The following is a 20,205-nucleotide window of genomic DNA, read 5'->3' on the forward strand; positions in this document are numbered from 1 at the left end:
GGCTTCAGAAGCAAATGCAAAAAAAGGAGAATAAAGAAGCACTCCCGTTGTCTTATGCACAACAACGTTTGTGGTTTATGGACAGGTTTAACCCAAACAGTTCTTTATATAATATTCCAACAGTATGGCATCTAAAAGGAAATTGGATACCTGAAGCATTAGAGAAGGGATTCAATCGACTCATTGAACGTCATGAATCATTACGAACTGTTTTTAAAGAAATAGGAGAACAGCCTGTGCAACAAATTGTCGAATTCCTTCCTAGCGCATTACCTGTAAGGGATTACTCTCAACTTCCTCTAGAAGTAAAAGAAAAAGAGGTAGATAGTTTAATTGCGAGAGAAGCGCAAGAACCATTTGATTTAATGAATGGTCCTTTAATTCGTAATCAGCTTGTTCAATTAGAGAAGGATGAATGGTTATTACTGTGTACGATGCATCATATTATTTCTGATGCTTGGTCCATTGGTATATTCATGAATGAATGCCTTGCTTTCTATGAAGAAGAAACAGGCGGAAATCCTGCTAAATTAAGTTCATTATCTATTCAATATGCAGACTTTGCGAAGTGGCAAAAGGAGTGGTTGCAAGGTGATGTGCTAAATCGTCAGCTTACGTATTGGCAGGAAGAATTGTCTGGTGAGCTTCCTATCTTACAACTGCCAGTGGATCGACCTCGACCGGTTAAGCAGACTTACTCTGGGGCTGCGCATCACGTGATTTTTCCTTATAAATTGCTCAGTCAATTGAAGGATATAAGTCGACAAGAAGGATCCACTTTATTTATGACTTTAATGGCCGCATACCAGAGCTTTCTCGCTCGTTATACGGGACAAAAAGATATTCTAGTTGGTAGCCCGATTGCAAATCGGAACCATAAGGGAGTAGAAGGATTAATTGGTTTCTTTGTTAATACATTGGTTTATCGATCAGATTTGAGTGGCACCCCTACTTTTCGGGAGATTTTGAACCAAACAAAGAAAAAGGCGTTAAAAGCTTACGAATATCAAGATATACCATTTGAAAAAATGGTAGAAGCTGTGCAACCTGAACGAAGCATGAGTCATTCCCCTATATTTCAGACCATGTTTACGCTACAGAATATAAAACAAGAACGACTAGATTTGCCTGATAGAAGTATTGAAATGGTAGAAAGTAATATGTCTATTGCTAAATTTGATTTGAGCTTAACTGCCTATGAAGTGGAAGAAGGTCTATTCGTCTCATTTGAATACAACACGGATTTATTTGATAGTAGTACCATTGCACGTATGGCAGGACATTTTGAGAACTGGCTAAATGAAATCACGTATCATCCAGATGAATCATATACAAAGCTGTCAATGTTATCGGATACTGAGCAAAAACAACTCTTAGAAGAATGGAATGATACGGACGTAGTTTATGGTCATGATTGTATGATTCATGAGCTATTTGAGCAACAAGTTGCACGGACACCTGATGCAGTGGCGGTAGTTTATGAGGGTGGAAAGCTAACGTATCAAGAACTAAATGAAAAATCGAATCAATTGGCACATTTTCTACAAAAAAGAGGTATCGGACCTGAATCATTGGTTGGTATATGTATTGAACGTTCTCCTGATATGATTATCGGTCTCTTTGGGATTTTGAAGGCAGGTGGGGCTTATGTCCCACTGGACCCAAGTTATCCTGAAAACCGCCTGAGATATATTTTGGAGAATTCACAAATTCAAGTGCTGTTAACAAAAGAGGCACTACAGGACTGGTTACCTAAAGATATTCAAGCAATTTGTTTAGATCGGGATCAAGTGATGATTTCTAAAGAGAGTAATTTAGCTCCGGTAAGTGGAGTAACAGCAAATAACTTAGCCTATATTATATACACTTCGGGTTCGACGGGAAATCCAAAGGGGGTAATGATTGAACATCATTCCGTTATCAACCGCCTACAGTGGATGCAGAAAAAATACCCATTGTCCGGGGAGGATACAATCCTACAAAAGACACCGTTTTCATTTGATGTTTCTGTATGGGAATTATTTTGGTGGTCATTTGTAGGAGCACGTGTTTGTTTACTTCCACCAGGAGGAGAGAAAGATCCTGCGGTGATTGAAGAGTATATTGAACGATATCGCGTGTCCACCATGCACTTTGTTCCGTCGATGTTATCTACTTTCTTAGATTATATGGAACTATATAATTCGAAAAGGGATGTATCGTCTTTAATTCAAGTTTTTACTAGTGGAGAAGCGTTAAACACTGAGCAGGTTCGCCGGTTTAAGGGGATCTTTTACAATGTTCAGCAAACAAAGTTAATTAACTTGTATGGTCCTACTGAAGCAACTGTGGATGTGACTTATTACGATTGTGATTTAGAAAAAGAACCAATGCTTATTCCGATTGGTCGTCCGATTGATAATACAGAGTTGTATGTGTTAGATCAATATCAACAAGTCGTCCCGATTGGTGTGGCAGGGGAACTTTACCTTGGAGGAGTAGGATTAGCACGTGGCTACTTCAATCGACCGGATTTAACTACTGAACGTTTTATTCCGCATCCCTTTAAGGATGGGGAACGATTATATCGAACGGGTGACTTGGTGAGATATATGAATGATCGTAACTTAGAATATATTGGAAGAATAGATAACCAAGTTAAAATTAGAGGATTCCGAATTGAATTGGGAGAAATTGAAGCAGCTTTACATGATCACTCATCTGTAAAAGAGGCAGTCGTGTTGGTGAAGGAAGATCGACCAGGAGATAAGCAGTTAATAGCTTATGTAGTGGGTGAAGGCGATACTGGGGAGTGGCGTGAATATCTCAAGAAGCAACTGCCACATTATATGGTTCCGGCATACTTTTTCAAAATTGAAGGTATGCCACTCACTCCAAATGGTAAGGTGAATCGGAAAGCCTTACTGGAATTAGAAGAACAGTTCATAAGTGAAGATATTACTTCATCACGAACACCAGTGGAGGAGCTTATCGTTTCCGTTTGGAGCCAAGTGTTAGGAATAAAAAATATTAATGTTCAGGATTCCTTTTTTGAAATCGGTGGTCATTCACTACTAGCTACTCAAGTAGTTTCACGTTTACAGGGAATTTTTCAAATTGAATTACCAGTACGTGAACTATTTGAATATACAACGGTGGAGTCACTGGCAAGGCGATTAGATCAGTTACGTAAAGGAGATAAAAAACGAGAGATTCCGCCGCTGATACCAATGAAACGAGGAGAAGCTATCCCACTATCTTATGCCCAACAACGCTTATGGTTCATTGATCAATTTACACCTAATAGTGCCCTTTACAATATACCAATGGTATGCCGCCTTACAGGGAATTGGCTACTTGAAGCATTGGAAACGGGATGGAATCAACTAATAGAACGTCATGAATCACTGCGGACGGTCTTTCACGAAGTGAACGGTCAACCCGTACAGCAAATTGAACCGTATGCTTTTCAATCAATTCCGAAAACGGATTTAACTATGCTTTCTTCTGAAGATCAAGAAGAAGAAGTTAAACGTTTAATTCAACAAGAAACAGAAGTGCCATTTGATTTAACAGAGGGTCCATTAATCAGGGCAAGTATTTTGCACGTGGGAGAGGAAGAATGGATACTCCTTTGTACTCTACATCATATCATTTCAGATGGATGGTCAATGGGAATCCTACTTGAAGAATGGATGGCATTTTATGAGAAAGCAACGGATGGAAAGGTAGCGGAACTTGAACCATTGCCGGTTCAATATGCCGACTTTGCTCAGTGGCAAAAAGGATGGCTAAAGGAGGATGTGCTTGATCAACAACTCCAATATTGGAGGGAAGAATTGTCTGGGGAGCTTCCTGTACTCCAACTTCCTATGGATCGCCCGCGTCCCGCGATACAAACTCATCACGGGTCGATATACACTCTGGTTCTGCCAAGCACGCTACATGATAAATTGAATGAACTTAGTCGAAAAGAAGGGGCTACACTCTTCATGACGCTTTTAGCTGCATATCAAAGTTTTCTATCTCGTTATACGGGACAAGAAGATATTCTGGTCGGAAGCCCAATTGCGAATCGGAATTATAGAGAAATTGAAGGACTAATTGGTTTCTTCGTTAACACGCTGGTTTATCGAGCTAATTTGAGTGGTAGACCGACATTTCAAGATGTACTGTATCAGGTTCGTCAAAAGGCATTGAAGGCGTATGAATATCAAGATATTCCATTTGAAAAAATTGTAGAAGTTGTGCAACCGGAGCGAAGTACAAGTCATTCGCCAATCTTCCAGACTATGTTCATTTTGCAAAATATGAAACAAGAGTTTCCGGTGTTATCTAGTAGAAGTATTGAAATGATAGAAAGCCATAGTCCAATTGCAAAGTTTGATTTAAGTGTAATGGCAGCTGAGACGGAAGAGGGGTTACTTTTTACTTTTGAGTATAATAAGGATTTATTCAATGCTACTACTATTGAACGGATGGCAGGACACTTTGAGAAATGGCTACATGAAGTTTCTCATCGTCCACAAAATCCGTTGCATGACCTGAGTATGCTATCAGAACCCGAGCGTACTTTGTTATTAGAAACATGGAATGACACTGTAATGGAAATGTCTCATCAGGGTCTTGTTTGCGACAGATTTGAGGAGCAAGTAGCAAGGCGTCCTGATGCGATTGCGGTAGTTGACCAAACAAAACAGTGGACTTATGGTGAACTAGATACACAAGCAAATCAGTTGGCAAATGTTTTACAACGAAAGGGAGTAGCCCCAGAGTCAGTGGTAGGAGTTTATCTTCCGAGGTCAGCTGAGCTAATGGCAAGTTTACTGGGCATTTTAAAAGCTGGTGGAGCTTATGTCGTTTTAGATCCGTTGTATCCAAAATCAAGGTTAGAATACATGATTGAAGATGCAGGAATTCAATTTGTAGTGACGGCGGAAGGACAAGAAGGACATTTCGCACACGTTGAAATGGTTAGGTTAGAAGAATTAACGGTGGAAAGCGTAATCGCACCTACACGTCAAATAAATCCAGAGAACTTAGCCTATATTGTCTATACCTCTGGTTCTACAGGAAAACCGAAGGGTGTCATGGTTGAATATCGCTCATTAATGAATATGGTTTCTTGGCATCAGGAAGTTTATCATATTTCAGCAGAGGATCGTGCGACTCAGATTGCAGGGGTTGCTTTTGATTCGGCTGTCCAGGAGATTTGGCCGTATCTAACTGCTGGCGCAGCACTCTACTTGTCAACAGAGGAACTGAGAATTAATCCAGAAGCGCTAAGGGACTGGCTCATCGATTCACAAATAACAGCTAGCTTTGCACCTACGCCTATTCTGGAAAGGCTCTTGAAATTATCTTGGCCAGATAAAACGGATCTTCGTTTTATCATTACTGGTGGGGATCAATTAACGCAGTATCCATCTAACGATATTCCTTTTGCGGTAATTAATCAGTATGGGCCATCGGAAAATACCGTTGTTACCACAGATTGTTATGTACCTGTAGGAGTGACAACAGGTACGCCATCGATTGGTCGACCGATTGCGAATACAGAAGTTTATGTGTTAGATTCTCATCTTCAGCTAGTACCAATTGGTGTAATTGGAGATCTCTATATTGGAGGGAAGAATCTTGCACGTGGATATGCTAATCGTCCGGATCTTACAAAGGAAAAATTTATTCCACATCCTTTCAAGTCAGGAGAACGTCTCTATTATACAGGAGACAAAGCAAGTTATCTTTCTGATGGTAATCTCCAGTTCCATGGCCGTATAGATGACCAAGTGAAAATTCGTGGTTTCCGGATTGAATTGGGAGAAATAGAAGCTGTTTTGCAGGCACATTCTTCTGTGAAAGAAGCAGTTGTATTGGTACGAGAGGATAATCAAGGTGACAAGAGATTAGTAGCTTATGTAGTTGGTGAAGGAAGTGTCCATGAATGGCGAGAACATCTACAAACACATTTACCAAATTACATGGTTCCAACAAACTTTATTGAGATGGAAGTTTTACCACTTACACCGAATGGAAAACTTGATTTGAAGGCATTGCCTATACTTAGTGAACAATCCGCCGAAAATACTGTATACCCACGAACTCCGCTGGAAGAACTTATCGCTTCAGTGTGGAGGCAAGTGCTAGGAATAAAAGAAATTGGTGTTCAGGATTCTTTCTTTGAGCTTGGTGGTCACTCTCTACTTGCTACACAAGTGGTCTCACGTTTACAGGAAGTCTTTCAAATCAAATTGCCAGTACGTGAACTGTTCGAATATTCAACGGTCGAGGCATTATCAAAACGAATAGATCAGTTACGTAAGGGGAGCGAAAAACGAGAAATTCCACCATTGGTGCCGATGGAACGCGGAAATAATATTCCACTATCTTATGCCCAACAGCGCTTATGGTTTATTGATCAATTTGCACCTAATAGTGCACTTTATAATATGCCAATGGCATGCCGCCTTACAGGGAATTGGTTACCTGAGGGATTGGAGTTGGGATGGAATCAGTTAATAGAGCGTCATGAATCTTTGCGGACGGTATTTCATGAAGAAGAAGGTCATCCTGTGCAGCAGATTCAACCTTATATTTTCCGTCCTCTTCCGCAAATGGACCTAACTAAGCTTTCATTAGAGGAGAGAGAAAGAAAGTTGGAGCAATGGATTCAAACTGAAGTCGAATCTCCATTTGATTTAGAACAAGGGCCATTGTTCCGTGGGAAACTCATAAGAATTTCAGAAGAAGAATGGGTTCTTCTGTGTAATATGCATCATATTATCTCAGATGGATGGTCGATGGAAATCTTACTTCAAGAATGGATGGCATTTTATGAGAATGCGATTGGTGAAAAACAAGCAGAGCTGGAACCACTACCAGTTCAATATGCAGATTTTGCTCAGTGGCAAAGAGAATGGTTGAAAGATGAAGTACTAAATCAACAGCTTGCATATTGGAAGGAAGAATTATCTGGTGAGTTACCAGTCTTAATGTTGCCAATGGATCGTCCGCGTCCGCCAGTGCAAACCCACCATGGATTAATTCATAATGTGCTGTTGTCACGCTCATTACTGGATAAATTAAACGAACTAAGTCGTCAAGAAGGGGCAACGCTTTTCATGACCTTATTGGCATCGTATCAAAGTTTCCTTGCTCGTTATACGGGACAAACGGATATTATTGTTGGCAGCCCAATTGCAAATCGAAATTATCGAGAAATTGAAGGGCTGATTGGTTTCTTTGTCAATACATTGGTTTATCGAGCTGATTTAAGTAATGCACCGGCATTTCAAGAGTTGTTGTCTCAAGTGAGGATAAAAGCATTGAAGGCGTATGAGTATCAAGATGTTCCGTTTGAGAAAATTGTAGAGGTTATCCAACCTGAACGAAATACAAGCCATTCTCCGATTTTCCAAACCATGTTTACTTTGCAAAATACGGGACAGAAGCTACCAGAACTACATGGAAGAAATATAGAAGTAATAGAAAGTAATGCTCCTATCGCTAAGTTTGATTTAAGTTTAACTGCTGCAGAAGTGGAAGAGGGTTTATTACTTACTTTTGTTTATAGAACTGATTTATTTGACAGCTTAACTATTGAATCCATGGCTGAACATTTTGGGAACTGGTTGAATGTAATCGTGGAGAATCCTGATAAATCATTAGCTAAGTTGCCTATATTGTCAGGATTACAGCAAAAACAGTTGGAGGAGTGGAATAATGATGCTGTAGCATATCCACAGGAAAGTACGATTCATCAGCTGTTTAAAGAGCAAGTAAATCGTACACCTGATGCGGTAGCAGTGGTAGATGAAAAACAGAAGTTAACGTATCGAGAGCTGAATGAAAAAGCTAATCAATTGGCCCACTATCTTCAGCAATGCGGGATTGGGAATGAATCATTGGTTGGACTTTGCTTTGAGCGTTCAGTTGAGATGATTGTTAGTATTATGGGGATTTGGAAGGCTGGAGCAGCATATGTTCCATTGGACCCATCATATCCAGAAAGTCGCATACGATATATTTTGGAGGACACTGGAATTCAAGTATTAGTTACGAATGAGTCATTAAAAGATTGGATACCCAAAGAAGTCAAGGTAGTTTGTCTAGATAGGGATCAGGCAATGATTTCAAAAGAAAGCATTCTTTCACCAAAATGTGAAGTAACAGGAGAAAACTTAGCGTATGTTATCTATACTTCGGGATCGACGGGGAATCCAAAGGGTGTCTTGATACAGCATCATTCTGTAATAAACTTGTCGCATGGTTTACAAAAAGAGGTTTTCGAACATGAGATACCATCTAACATGCATGTTGGTTTGAATGCGTCAATTGCCTTTGATGCATCTATTCAGCAATTACAAATGCTGTTGTATGGTTCAAGTTTATATATTATTCCGAATGAAGTACGAAGTAATCCGGAACAGTTTGTAGCTTATATTAGGGAGAACAAGTTAGCAATCTTTGATATAACGCCTTCAATGCTTCAATTACTTATAGATGCCGGATTGTTAGAAACGTACGATGGTGTTCATGTTCCAAGTAAGGTACTGGTTGGTGGCGAAGCGATTATGCCGTCATTATGGGAACATCTAGTAGAGACTGATAAAATACAGTTTTATAATGTTTATGGTCCTACAGAATGTACGGTTGATGCAACATGCTATCATATCAAAAAAGATAGTAAGAGAGTAACAATTGGGCGTCCATTGCCTAACGTCCAAACTTATGTATTAGATAGAAATAGGTTGCCAGTTCCAGTTGGTGTGATGGGTGAACTTTATATCGGAGGAGCGGGTCTAGCGAGGGGATACTTAAATCGTCCAGAGTTAACATCCGAACGATTTATTTCTCATCCATTCAAAGAAGGCGAGAGATTATATAGAACAGGCGATCTCGTGAGATATCTTTCTGATGGTAATATAGACTATTTAGGAAGAATGGATAATCAAGTGAAGATTAGAGGATTTCGAATCGAACTTGGGGAGATTGAGTCGACTTTACAGGAGCATGACTTGATAAAAGAGGCAGTTGTAATAGTTAGGGAAAATCAGTCGGGGGATAAGAGGTTAGTAGCTTATATAGTGGGCGAAGGCAGTTTAGAAGAATGGCGAGAGTATCTTAAAATAAAACTGCCAATCCATATGATACCTTCCTACTTTGTCGAAATGAAAGAATTACCGCTAACCATAAATGGAAAGGTTGATCGGAAATCATTGCCTATACCAGATTATCAAGGAACACAAGAAGGCTACGTAGCCCCAAGAAATGAACGTGAACACAAGCTTTCTATCATTTGGGAACGTGTGCTAGGTTCAAAACGTATTGGTATGAATGATAACTTTTTTGAAATTGGTGGAGATTCAATTCTTAGCATTCAGATTGTCTCTCGTGCGAAGCAAGCTGGTTTACAGTTGACACCAAAACAACTATTTGAACACCAAACGATTGCTGAGTTGGCGCAAGTAGTCAAAGAAGAACAAGGTGTACAAGCTGAACAAGGAATTATAATTGGAGAGACGATACTTACACCTATTCAGCAAAGGTTTTTTGCACAAAATCATCCTAACCCACATCATTGGAATCAATCCATGTTCTTTAGAACGAAAGAAAAATTGGACATAGGATCACTGGAAAAGGCAGCGCGTAACCTTCTACTTCATCATGATGCCCTGCGTTTAAGATATGAACGTTTACCTAATGGGGCTTGGAAACAGTGGAATGAAGGAATTGAAGAACAATTGATGCTGACTGTCATTTCATTAGATGAAGTGCCGGAAGCGGATTGGCATGAAGTTATTCAAAAAGAGATTAATATAGCACAAGAAGGTTTAAATTTACATGAAGGTCCGTTAATGAGAATGGTGTATTTTGATGAAGGTGAGAAGACTGGCCGATTATTTTGGACAATTCATCACTTAGCCGTGGATGGTGTTTCTTGGCGAATTTTATTGGAAGATTTGCAAACAGCATATACGCAAGCGGTCCAAGGGCAAAAAATTCAATTACCTATGAAGAGTACATCTTTTAAAGAATGGTCGGAGAAATTACAACATTACGCTCAAACTGGAATATCAAAAGAAGTGCTACATTACTGGGAGCAGCAGGTTGAACAAGACGTAGTTATACTGCCAGTAGATGGTACTATAAGTAATCCAGTAAGCGCAGTAACTGAGGAAATTACTGTGGTGTTAAACGAGAATGAGACCCGTATGTTATTGCAAGAGACTTTAAGCACTCACCGTGTCCAAATCAATGAAGTATTATTAGCAGCATTGGTACAAGCTACAGCAGCATGTACGGGGCAGCCGATATTAAGCGTAGATTTAGAGGGACATGGTCGAGAAGAGATTATTGAAGATGTTGATTTATCGAGAACCGTGGGATGGTTTACAAGTATTTACCCAGTTCATTTAAATATTACTAATGCTAATACGCCAATTGCAGCATTAAAAGCAGTTAAAGAACAAGTTCGCAAAATTCCTAATAAGGGTGTTGATTATGGGGTGTTGCGTTACATGAACACAACAATGTGTGAGCTATTAAGCTCCCAATATACACCGTCTATTAGTTTTAACTATCTTGGACAATTTGACCAAATGTTTTCTAGCGATGCAATGTTTATTCCAGAGAACGAATTTAAGCGTTTAGATCATGCTGCCGGTTCCAAGCGATCGCATGTAATTGATGTAATTGGGGTTGTAACGGATGGAAAACTTCAGTTCACTTGGGTATACAATGTTGGACAATTTGCCAAATCAACGATTCAAAGTATTGCACAGAATATGCTATATCAACTGAGTAGATTGATTCAATCTTCAGATAGAGAATCTGCACTGACCATTTCGGATTTTGCAATGGCTAATCTTAGCCAAGAAGGTTTGACAAATGTACTAAATAAAATGCATCGTGGAAAGAAAAATCAGATTACTGATTTATATCCACTATCACCTTTGCAAGAAGGTATGATCTTCCACACATTGCATGATCAAGGGGATGAACATGTTGCACCGTATATAGTGCAATTGAGTTTTATGATTCAAGGGGAAATGGATATTCCTACTTTTGAGCAGGCGTGGAAATCTGTAATTCAGCGGCATGAAATTTTTCGTACAGCATTTGTATGGGACGAAATTGAAGAACCTGTACAAGTGGTGTATGAAAATATCCCATTTAAAGTGAACAAAGAAGACTGGCGTACAATGACAAGTGAAGAGATAGAGGAAAAAAGAAAAGTCTTTTTGACATTAGATCGAAAACAAGCCTTCCAATTTGATGAAGCACCATTGATGAGGGTAACAGTCATTCAAGAAGGTGAGGAAGAATATCGGATTGTTTGGACCCATCACCATATTTTACTGGATGGATGGAGTTTACCATTAGTATTTAATGAATTACTTACAGTCTATCAGAAGAGAATGAATGGAGAAGCTGTGAAGTTACCTAAGTCCTCACCATATAAGAAATATATCCAATGGTTAAGAGAGCAAGATAAGGAGCAGGCGGAACAATTTTGGAGAGGGAAGCTAAAAGGTTTTACTGCGCCAACTTTGCTGGGCTTAGAAAGTAAAGAGGAAGAAAAAGGTTACACAGAGAAGGTTACGTATTTATCAGAAGAGCAGACTCAAGCGTTACAAGGATGGGCGAAACGCAATAAACTTACTTTGAGTACAGTAATTCAAGGTGCATGGGCATATCTCATGAGCCGATATAGTGGAGAAAATGACATTGTTTTTGGTGTAACAAGCTCAGGGCGTTCTACGGAGATTATTGATGTTGAAAACATCGTAGGTTCTTTCATTACAACGTCACCGACGCGAATTCAATTGATGGATGATATAAAATTAATAGATTGGTTGCAGAAGATACAAGAGGAAGAGATAGAAAGAAGACAATATGAGTATGCTTCTTTGACAGAGATTCAGGGGTGGAGTGAAGTTCCTAGAGGAATACCGCTGTTCAATAGTTTATATGTGTTTGAAAATTATCCAGTGAAAGAGGAGTCTTCAGAAAATCTGGAAATTGGTGAATTGGAAGGGGTAGAACAAACCCACTACCCATTAGGGTTAGCTGTAGTTCCAGGAATCCAGTTATCGTTAAAGTTAATGTATGACCGTAGTAAGTTTAATAGAGTAACCATTGAACGAATGCTGGGTCATTTACACCAAGTGTTAATGCAAATGCTCAAAAACATTGATCAAAATCTATCGGAGCTAGTATATATTACGGAAGCTGAACAAAGAAAGCTATTGGAAGAATGGAATAATAATAATATATCCTATCCACGTGAGAATGCAATCCATCAACTATTCGAAGAGCAAGTAAATCGTACGCCTGACGCGTTGGCAGTGGTAGATGAAAAACAGCAACTAACATATCGAGAGCTGAATGAAAGAGCTAATCAATTAGCCCATCATTTACAGAAATGTGGAATTGGGACAGAGTCATTAGTTGGCCTTTGCTTTGAGCGTTCAGTTGAGATGGTTGTTGGTCTCATGGGAATTTGGAAGGCTGGAGCAGCCTATGTTCCATTAGATCCATCGAATCCGGAAAGCCGCCTGCAATATATTTTAGAAGACACGGGAATTAGAGTGTTAGTTACAAATGAGGTATTACTAGGATGGATACCTAAAGACATCAAGACAGTTTGCCTAGATAGGGACCAAGCAATGCTTTCTCAAGAAAGCAAACTTTCACCAATATGTGAAGTAACAGGGGAAAACTTAGCGTATGTTATCTATACTTCTGGTTCGACAGGGAATCCAAAGGGGGCTTTAGTACAGCACCATTCTGTAATAAACCTATCCTATGGTTTACAAAAAGAAGTTTTCTCACATGAGATACCTAGTAATATGCGCGTCGGTTTGAATGCGTCAATTGCCTTTGATGTATCTATTCAGCAATTACAAATGCTGCTGTATGGTTCAAGTTTATATATTATCCCAAGTGAAGTTCGCACTAATCCGGAACGATTTGTGTCTTATATTAGGGAGAATAAATTGGAAATGTTTGATATGACACCTTCATTACTTCAATTACTTATAGATGGAGGATTACTAGAAACAAGTGCTGATGTTCATGTGCCAAGCAAGATATTGGTCGGTGGTGAAGCAATCATGCCGTCATTATGGAAACAGCTAGTAGAGACTGAAAAAATTGATTTTTATAACGTATACGGTCCTACAGAATGTACGGTTGATGCAACGTGTTATCATATCGAAACAGATAGTAAGAGAGTTACAATTGGACGTCCGTTGCCGAACGTTCAAACTTATGTATTAGATAAAAATTTGTTACCTGTTCCAGTTGGTGTAACAGGTGAGCTATATATTGGTGGTGCAGGTATAGCGCGAGGATACTTGAATCGTCCAGAATTAACAACAGAGCGATTCATCCGTCATCCATTTAATGAAGAAGAGCATTTATATCGTACGGGAGATTTGGTTCGTTATTTACCTGATGGTAATTTAGATTACTTGAGAAGAATTGATAATCAAGTGAAAATTAGGGGCTTTCGTATTGAACTTGAAGAGATTGAAGCGAGTATAGAGAGGCATCCATTGGTAAAAGAAGCAGTAGTTTTGGTGACAGAGGATAAGCTAGGAGAGCAGAGATTGGTTGCTTATGTAGTTGGAGATGGAAGTATGCATGACTGGCGTGAATATCTCAAGACACAAGTACCGAATTATATGGTTCCCGCACACTTTATAAAGGTAGACAAGATTCCTCTTACACCGAATGGAAAAGTTGATCGAAAGGCATTGAACAGTTTAACAATTCAAAGAGAAAATAATTTGTCTACACCAATCATTCCAAGGGATGAAATTGAATATCAGTTGATTAAAATCTGGCAGGATGTGTTACAGATAGAAGATGTCTATGTAAATGATGATTTCTTTAATAGAGGGGGACATTCTCTCCTTGTAATTAAATTGATTTCAAAAATTAAGGAGAAGTTTGGAAAAGAGATTAAGGTGTCTACATTGATTAAGAATCCAACATTGGAAGGAATCGCATGCCTTATTCGTGATAAGCATGATATGACAAAATCTGTATCAGCGCTGGTTCCACTACAAGAATCAGAGAAAAGACCTTTCTTCTGTGTTCATCCGTTTATGGGGAATGTATTCTGTTACATTCAACTAGCAAGATTACTTAAGAATCATTGTTCATTTTATGGTTTACAGAATCCTCTTATAGAAAAGGGAGAAATTGATGAATTGACCTTGCCGGAAGTAATTCAACTTTACATTGAAGAAATCAAACGTGTTCAGCCAGAAGGTCCATATCGTCTTGGAGGATGGTCTTTAGGCGGTGCGATTGCTTATGAAATCGCAACTGTACTAAAGAATCAAGGTGAGGAAGTTGAGTTGTTGATACTAATGGATACTAAAGTACCTTCAGAGCAGGACTATAAAACAACGGAGGATATGCTTTCATATATATATGAGCATTTCATTCCTAGAGATTTTACTGAGCGGGGGGAAGGCCTCTTCCATGAACAAGATATGCTTGTAGAGCGATTACTTATGGAAGGAGTACTCCCGCCTGATGCAGATCTTATGAATTTGAAGCAAGTTATCAATGCTCATAGGAAATGCCTGAACATAATGGCAGATCATGATTTAATACCATACTCTGGAGAAGTTCTCTATTTTAGTGCTGAGGAAGGAAAAGAGTTGTTTACAGATTGGGGACCTTTATTAAAAGGAAGAGTAAATAAGTATTCTGTCCCTGGATCACATGAGGAAATAGTAGACTTCCCCGCAGTTGAAAAGATAGCTAAGTACCTATTAAATGAATTTGAAGAGATAAAAGGAACATCCCTTTCATTAACTGAAAAGTAGAGAGTGCAAAAGATGCAACGCTATGAACGAAAAGGGCAGCCCAATAACTGCAAATAAAGTGTAGGCAATAATGAATATATCAAGAGTATTACTTTTTAAGAGGATAATGTAAAAAGTAATTGGTAGAGACATAGAAATCTTTGTAATAGAAGCGAATGCCTGATGATATTACTGAGGAAAGGTGCATATTTTCATTGATATGTAAATATGCACCTTTTCTATTGTATTTGCAATTTAATAAAGTTAATTTGAATTTATGTAACGCACATATATGAAGCCATCTTTTAAAAAAGGAAGTGATTTATCATACACATTCAAGCTGTGAAAATACCAAAGAATATTGAAAGTCATTTGTTTAAGCAACTTAGTAACTTGGTTTCAAATGAGAAGAAAGAACGAATAAAGCGTTTATTAAACTCATGCGACGTTAATAGGACCCTGATAGGGGATTTACTAATCCGATCTCTAATCTGCCAAAAGTATAAAATTAATAATGAAGAAATTAGATTTAAATATAATGAGTATGGAAAACCTTTTGTTGAAAAATTTTCTGACTTTCATTTTAATCTGTCACATTCAGGAGAATGGGTGGTTTGTACTACTGCTAATTTTAATGTGGGTATTGATATAGAAAAGATTTCAGAGATAGAGGCTCTTAAATTAGCAAAAGAATTTTTTTCAGCGGATGAATTTTATGATATATCTAATATGAATTCTGATGAACAAATTAATTGTTTTTTTGATTTATGGACATTAAAAGAAAGCTATATAAAAACGATTGGAAAAGGGCTTTATACCCCATTAAATTCATTCTCTATAAAAAAAGAATCACGAACTTTAATTTCATACAAGAATATACCTAAAAACTTTTACTTTAAACAATATAACATTGATCCAAATTATAAGTTATCTGCTTGTGCAACAAGGGATGAATTTCCGCAAGAGATAATAATTAAAGACATTTATGCAATTTTCCAAAATATATACAAATTTGAAAGTAAGGAGAAAATCAATGCAGAAGACTAAACTTTTTTGCTTTCCACATGCTGGGGGATCTGCGTTTAGTTACGCAAAATGGAAAAATCACTTTAATCCATATATTGAGGTAGTCCCGGTAGAGTTAGCTGGTAGAGGATATAGAATTGAAGAAAACTTGTACCAAAGTATGGAAGAGGCAGTAAATGATGTCTACAATAAAATAGTTATGCAGATAGATGATTCGCCCTACATTCTATTCGGGCATAGCATGGGAAGTTTGATCGCCTATGAAGTAGCCAGAAAAATAAAAGATTCTAAAAACGTATCGCCTGAATTTCTTGTTTTGTCCGGTAGAAATCATCCAAATAGTAAAATAAAAAATATCCGACATAATCTTTCTAATGAGCAATTTAAAAGAGAAGTTATTGCAATGGGAGGTACACCATCTGGGGTACTGCAATCAGAAGAATTAATGGAGATCTTTCTCCCTATTCTAAGAGCAGATTTTAAAATCGTTGAGACGTATATTCATGACAAAAATACACAACCATGTGATATTGATTTTCTTATATTTAATGGGGAAAATGATGAATTTACTACATATGATCAAGTAATAAAATGGGAACGATACACAAGTAAAACGTGTACTTTTCATTCTTTTGAAGGTAATCATTTCTTTCTAAATGAAAATATTGAAGAAATAGCAAATAGTATTAAAAGAAAGTTAGATTCTAAAAGATTATCAAATAGTTTTTAGAGTTTTATAAGTATGCTCATAGCTAAAAATATTAAAGGGTTTGAAGTATACACTTCTTGTGCAGATATGCATGGCAAAAAGACAATCGAGTACATTCGGTGGTCTTTTTCTATTTTTATGGAGTTTGTGGCGAAATGCTAGACTTGCTAGATTGTGGATCTAGTAGCCGTTGAATGTGCGGGTTCAAGTCCTGTCATTCCGACCACGAGGGGGTATAATTTAAGGGTAAAACAGGGGCCTCCAGAACCTCTGATGTGGGTTCAATTCCCGCCATCCACTTATACTTGTTCATTAAAAGGTTTCACAAACAATATGTAATACGTTATGGGTGCTTACATAAATTTATTGATTTTCAGTTAAAAAGTATTGTGCGATTATACACGTTATGTTACAGTAACGTTACTAAGTTGTTACAATATATCATAAACGTTTCGATATTATTTCTTTTTGTTTCCGTAATGTTACAAAAAACTATAAATATTGTTATGTGTATAGGAGTGTGTGTAGTAAAAAGTCTGAGTTGAAAGTACGTGCACACTTTAAATTTCCTTTTTGTCTGAATGAAGAAGACTACCAACTAATTAAGGGCTTTAAAGTAACCACTTTAAATAAAATGTGCTTCCTTTCCCACACACAATTGAGTACATATTTAAAGTACAGTCTAATTGCTACACAGACTCTTGTACATATAAACATTAAGGTGAAATAGAGATAAGAATTCATTACATAAAAAGCATTACCAAGCTAAACGTACAAAATATCATCTGTGCATTTTGATGAAATGTTAAAATGCCTAGATGATATTTTTTGAAGAATTCTTGGATATGTTTATGAATAACAATTCCTAATACTTAATGATTCTCTACTACTAAAACATCCGATAATTTATGTAATTAGATTTATAGGGTGTATGTACATTCACTTATATAGGGAAAATGAGGTTTTTCATATGAAGTATAGTTATAAAGTGTTTATATTTATTTGGACAATTATTTTATTGTTTTTTCTACTTTATTTTGGTTACAGTGAAATTTCCGAAAACGAGCAAATGCCAGTCATAACAATCAAACAATAAAAATAAGAAATACTACAAAAGCAAAACATAATAAAAATAGATACCCGAAAATGTTTAAGAACAGGAACAATTACATGCATAAACAACCTTACGATTTCCATGCATACCCCACGTCATTTGGGCATAGGGGAAAAGTATTATTATTTGGCGTGCGCAATCTTCCATCACTAGTAGAAACGGAAAGTTCCGTATACCTGCTGAAGGAGGAAAATGTCTACCTGCCAGGGGGCGGATCTATTCAGCATCTAGAAATATTGGAATTAAAAGTGTAGAAAACAAATAGTGAAAAGGGAACATATCTTGTGATTCCTTTTTTATTCTTGTAGATAAGTCTGGGGAGAAAACGGGGATTTCTGCACGTAACATAGATCTCATCGGTATACTAATTGTGTTTTACGTATAGCTGGGAGTTGGTGTGAGGGTATTTGCAATGGATGTGAGATTCCGTCATTCTTTTCATGAAATTGAATCATTAGACATTCCAAATATATTGTTTCCGAGTCAGTGCAGGAAATTGTATCAAGTGATTGGAATTGGCATTCAAGAAGAATTCCGCAATCCCTATGTCATTATAAAAGAGCAACATGGTTCCGTTACATTCCGATTACCAGAAGAATTATCAACATGGGTGCAGAACAAATGATTACTTGTTAAAGGGGGCCAGTTTGTTTCCATACTGCATTTCAGTTAGCCATGCGAAGTTTTGTGCCATTTTTTGATCTCGGATATAAAAAGAATAGTCTGTCAGGTTAGGTGAGGAGATGCCACCTCTGACTTTCACATCATACGTAGGATGTGGTGTAACTTGAATCAATTCAGATTTATGATTCTGAATAAACATTCTAACCTTTTCAAACTTGTTAATTACGGGCTGTATCTCCATTTTAAACCGATCATAGGGATATGTTTTATTTTTATTGTAATACCTATCCAGTTCAATCAACTCTGACACTGCTGTATCAAATTCACTCTTTACTTCAGGATTTACTTTGTGCAACCATTCTTTTGCATAAGAGCGGAATGAAGATTTATAAAACAAATTCATATCAAAACCAGCTAATGTGAGTGGCTTTCCTTTTTCTTTTTGTTCTTTCATATAGGTAAATAATTGTTCAAGTTCCTCAGTTTTCCATACAGAGTATAAGGATTGTTTCATCGCTTCTGTAGCGGTTGAGTTATCAAAATTTTGCTGAACAGCTGCTGCTTCCCAAAGCCCTGTTTCAAATGCAATCACATCATATTCCAGGTGTAACAGCTTGAGAGGAAGTGCTGGAAGACGGGATCCCTAAGAAAGCAAAAAAACTAGGTGTGAAATAATCAGTTATTTGTGATGGTGGATTCTCCTAGGTGGAGGGTTCGCCGTTTTTTATTATATGTTATGTTGTGGTTTTTATATAAAGCATATTGAAAAGATGGATTAAATCTTCTGGAATGATGTCTCCATAATTAATAACTTGTACAATAACCTTTCAATTATCACTAAATCCATTCATATCAACAAGTTGTCCCATATATCCCTTTGTAGCAATATCTTTTAAAGTACGCTAAAAAATACCCTTTATTTTATCTTTATCTTATCTTTACCTTATCTTTAAATTTTTATATTAAACTTGAAACCTTAAAGTATTGATATATGAGTCTAAAAAGGGCGGGAGATAGATGTTCATTACATAGTTTGTATATAACCAATTACCTTTGAAAAATTGAATTTCTTATACGAGGAGGAATATATGAAGGATACAAGTAAAAAACAAATTATAAAAGTGTTCCTTATTAGTATTTTAGGCTTAGTAATAATACTTGGAATGCTATATTTTAATCATAAAACCAATATTCAACAAAATAAAGCGCAAGCCACCAAAAAACGTGTATTGCAATATGAGTCTACCTTAAAAAAAGAATTAGAAAAATATAATTTAGGAGAGAAAACACCAATTTTATTAGGAATTATGTATCAAGAGAGTAGAGGTGAGGGAAACGATCCTATGCAGTCATCTGAATCACTTGGATTAAAGCCAAATGAAATTCAAGAGACAAGCTTGAGCATTGAACAAGGGGTAAAACACTTTGCTAAAATGTACAAATATGGAACGGACAAGGATGTTAGCATGGATACAATTATTCAAAGCTATAATATGGGGCCAGGTTATATTGATTTTGTTGCTAGTCAAGAAGTTAAACAACACTCGGAGGATTCAGCCAAAAAGTTTTCTAAGATGAAAGTTGATCAAAATCCAGCGATGTATACTTGTGGTGGAAATAAAAATAATTTTAGGTATCCATATTGTTATGGTGATTTCACATATGCCACAAAGGTAAATGAAAAAACAAAACTTATTGAAGAACTTCTTCGAAATGTACATAGCTCTTCTAAATAAGTTGCAGAATAAAATATAATGATACCGTCAGTTAATAATAATAATAGCTAAGAAAAAACTACTTCCTTTCTTAATTCACATAATTTTCAAAAATAAATCCTGTGGATGTTAATATTTGTTATATAATATATTTGTCAAAGCATTACCCCTAAAGTTTCTACAGTCAATCTGTAAGATAGTTTGTTTGGC

At 37.1% G+C, this 20,205-nt stretch carries 6 protein-coding genes; 5 read left to right on the plus strand and 1 reads right to left on the minus strand.

Annotated elements, in window-relative coordinates; translation table 11 throughout:
- Positions 1–14: 14 nt before the first annotated feature.
- The 4 genes from BLT20_RS10055 to BLT20_RS10070 all read left to right on the plus strand — a co-directional run bounded on the left by BLT20_RS10055 (position 15) and on the right by BLT20_RS10070 (position 18,281).
- Entirely contained in the window at positions 15–14,828 is a 14,814-nt protein-coding gene (locus tag BLT20_RS10055) for a non-ribosomal peptide synthetase (RefSeq protein ID WP_002025813.1), read from the plus strand.
- Between the two features lie 321 nt (positions 14,829–15,149).
- On the plus strand, positions 15,150–15,854 hold the full coding sequence (locus BLT20_RS10060; RefSeq protein WP_000701201.1) for a 4'-phosphopantetheinyl transferase family protein: 705 nt from the start codon (positions 15,150–15,152) through the stop codon (positions 15,852–15,854).
- Entirely contained in the window at positions 15,841–16,563 is a 723-nt protein-coding gene (locus tag BLT20_RS10065) for a thioesterase II family protein (protein WP_001172944.1), read from the plus strand. The genes BLT20_RS10060 and BLT20_RS10065 overlap by 14 nt, the downstream gene beginning before the upstream one ends.
- Before the next feature lie 1,505 nt (positions 16,564–18,068).
- Positions 18,069–18,281, plus strand: a complete 213-nt coding sequence (locus tag BLT20_RS10070) for a hypothetical protein (RefSeq protein WP_000383191.1) — start codon at positions 18,069–18,071, stop codon at positions 18,279–18,281.
- Here the strand turns inward: BLT20_RS10070 and BLT20_RS10075 are convergent, their stop codons facing one another.
- Positions 18,282–18,872 (minus strand): erythromycin esterase family protein, encoded by a 591-nt coding sequence (locus tag BLT20_RS10075; protein ID WP_002025817.1) that lies wholly within the window; start codon positions 18,870–18,872, stop codon positions 18,282–18,284. It abuts the gene before it with no gap.
- 496 nt (positions 18,873–19,368) lie between these two features.
- On the opposite strand from BLT20_RS10075, the gene BLT20_RS10085 reads away from it, so the two are divergent.
- Positions 19,369–20,016 carry a lysozyme family protein gene (locus tag BLT20_RS10085; protein WP_000655738.1) on the plus strand — a complete coding sequence of 216 codons (648 nt, stop codon included), beginning with the start codon at positions 19,369–19,371 and terminating at the stop codon, positions 20,014–20,016.
- Positions 20,017–20,205 lie beyond the last annotated feature (189 nt).

Source organism: Bacillus sp. cl96, from assembly GCF_900100505.1.
Classification (GTDB): Bacteria; Bacillota; Bacilli; order Bacillales; family Bacillaceae_G; genus Bacillus_A; species Bacillus_A cereus.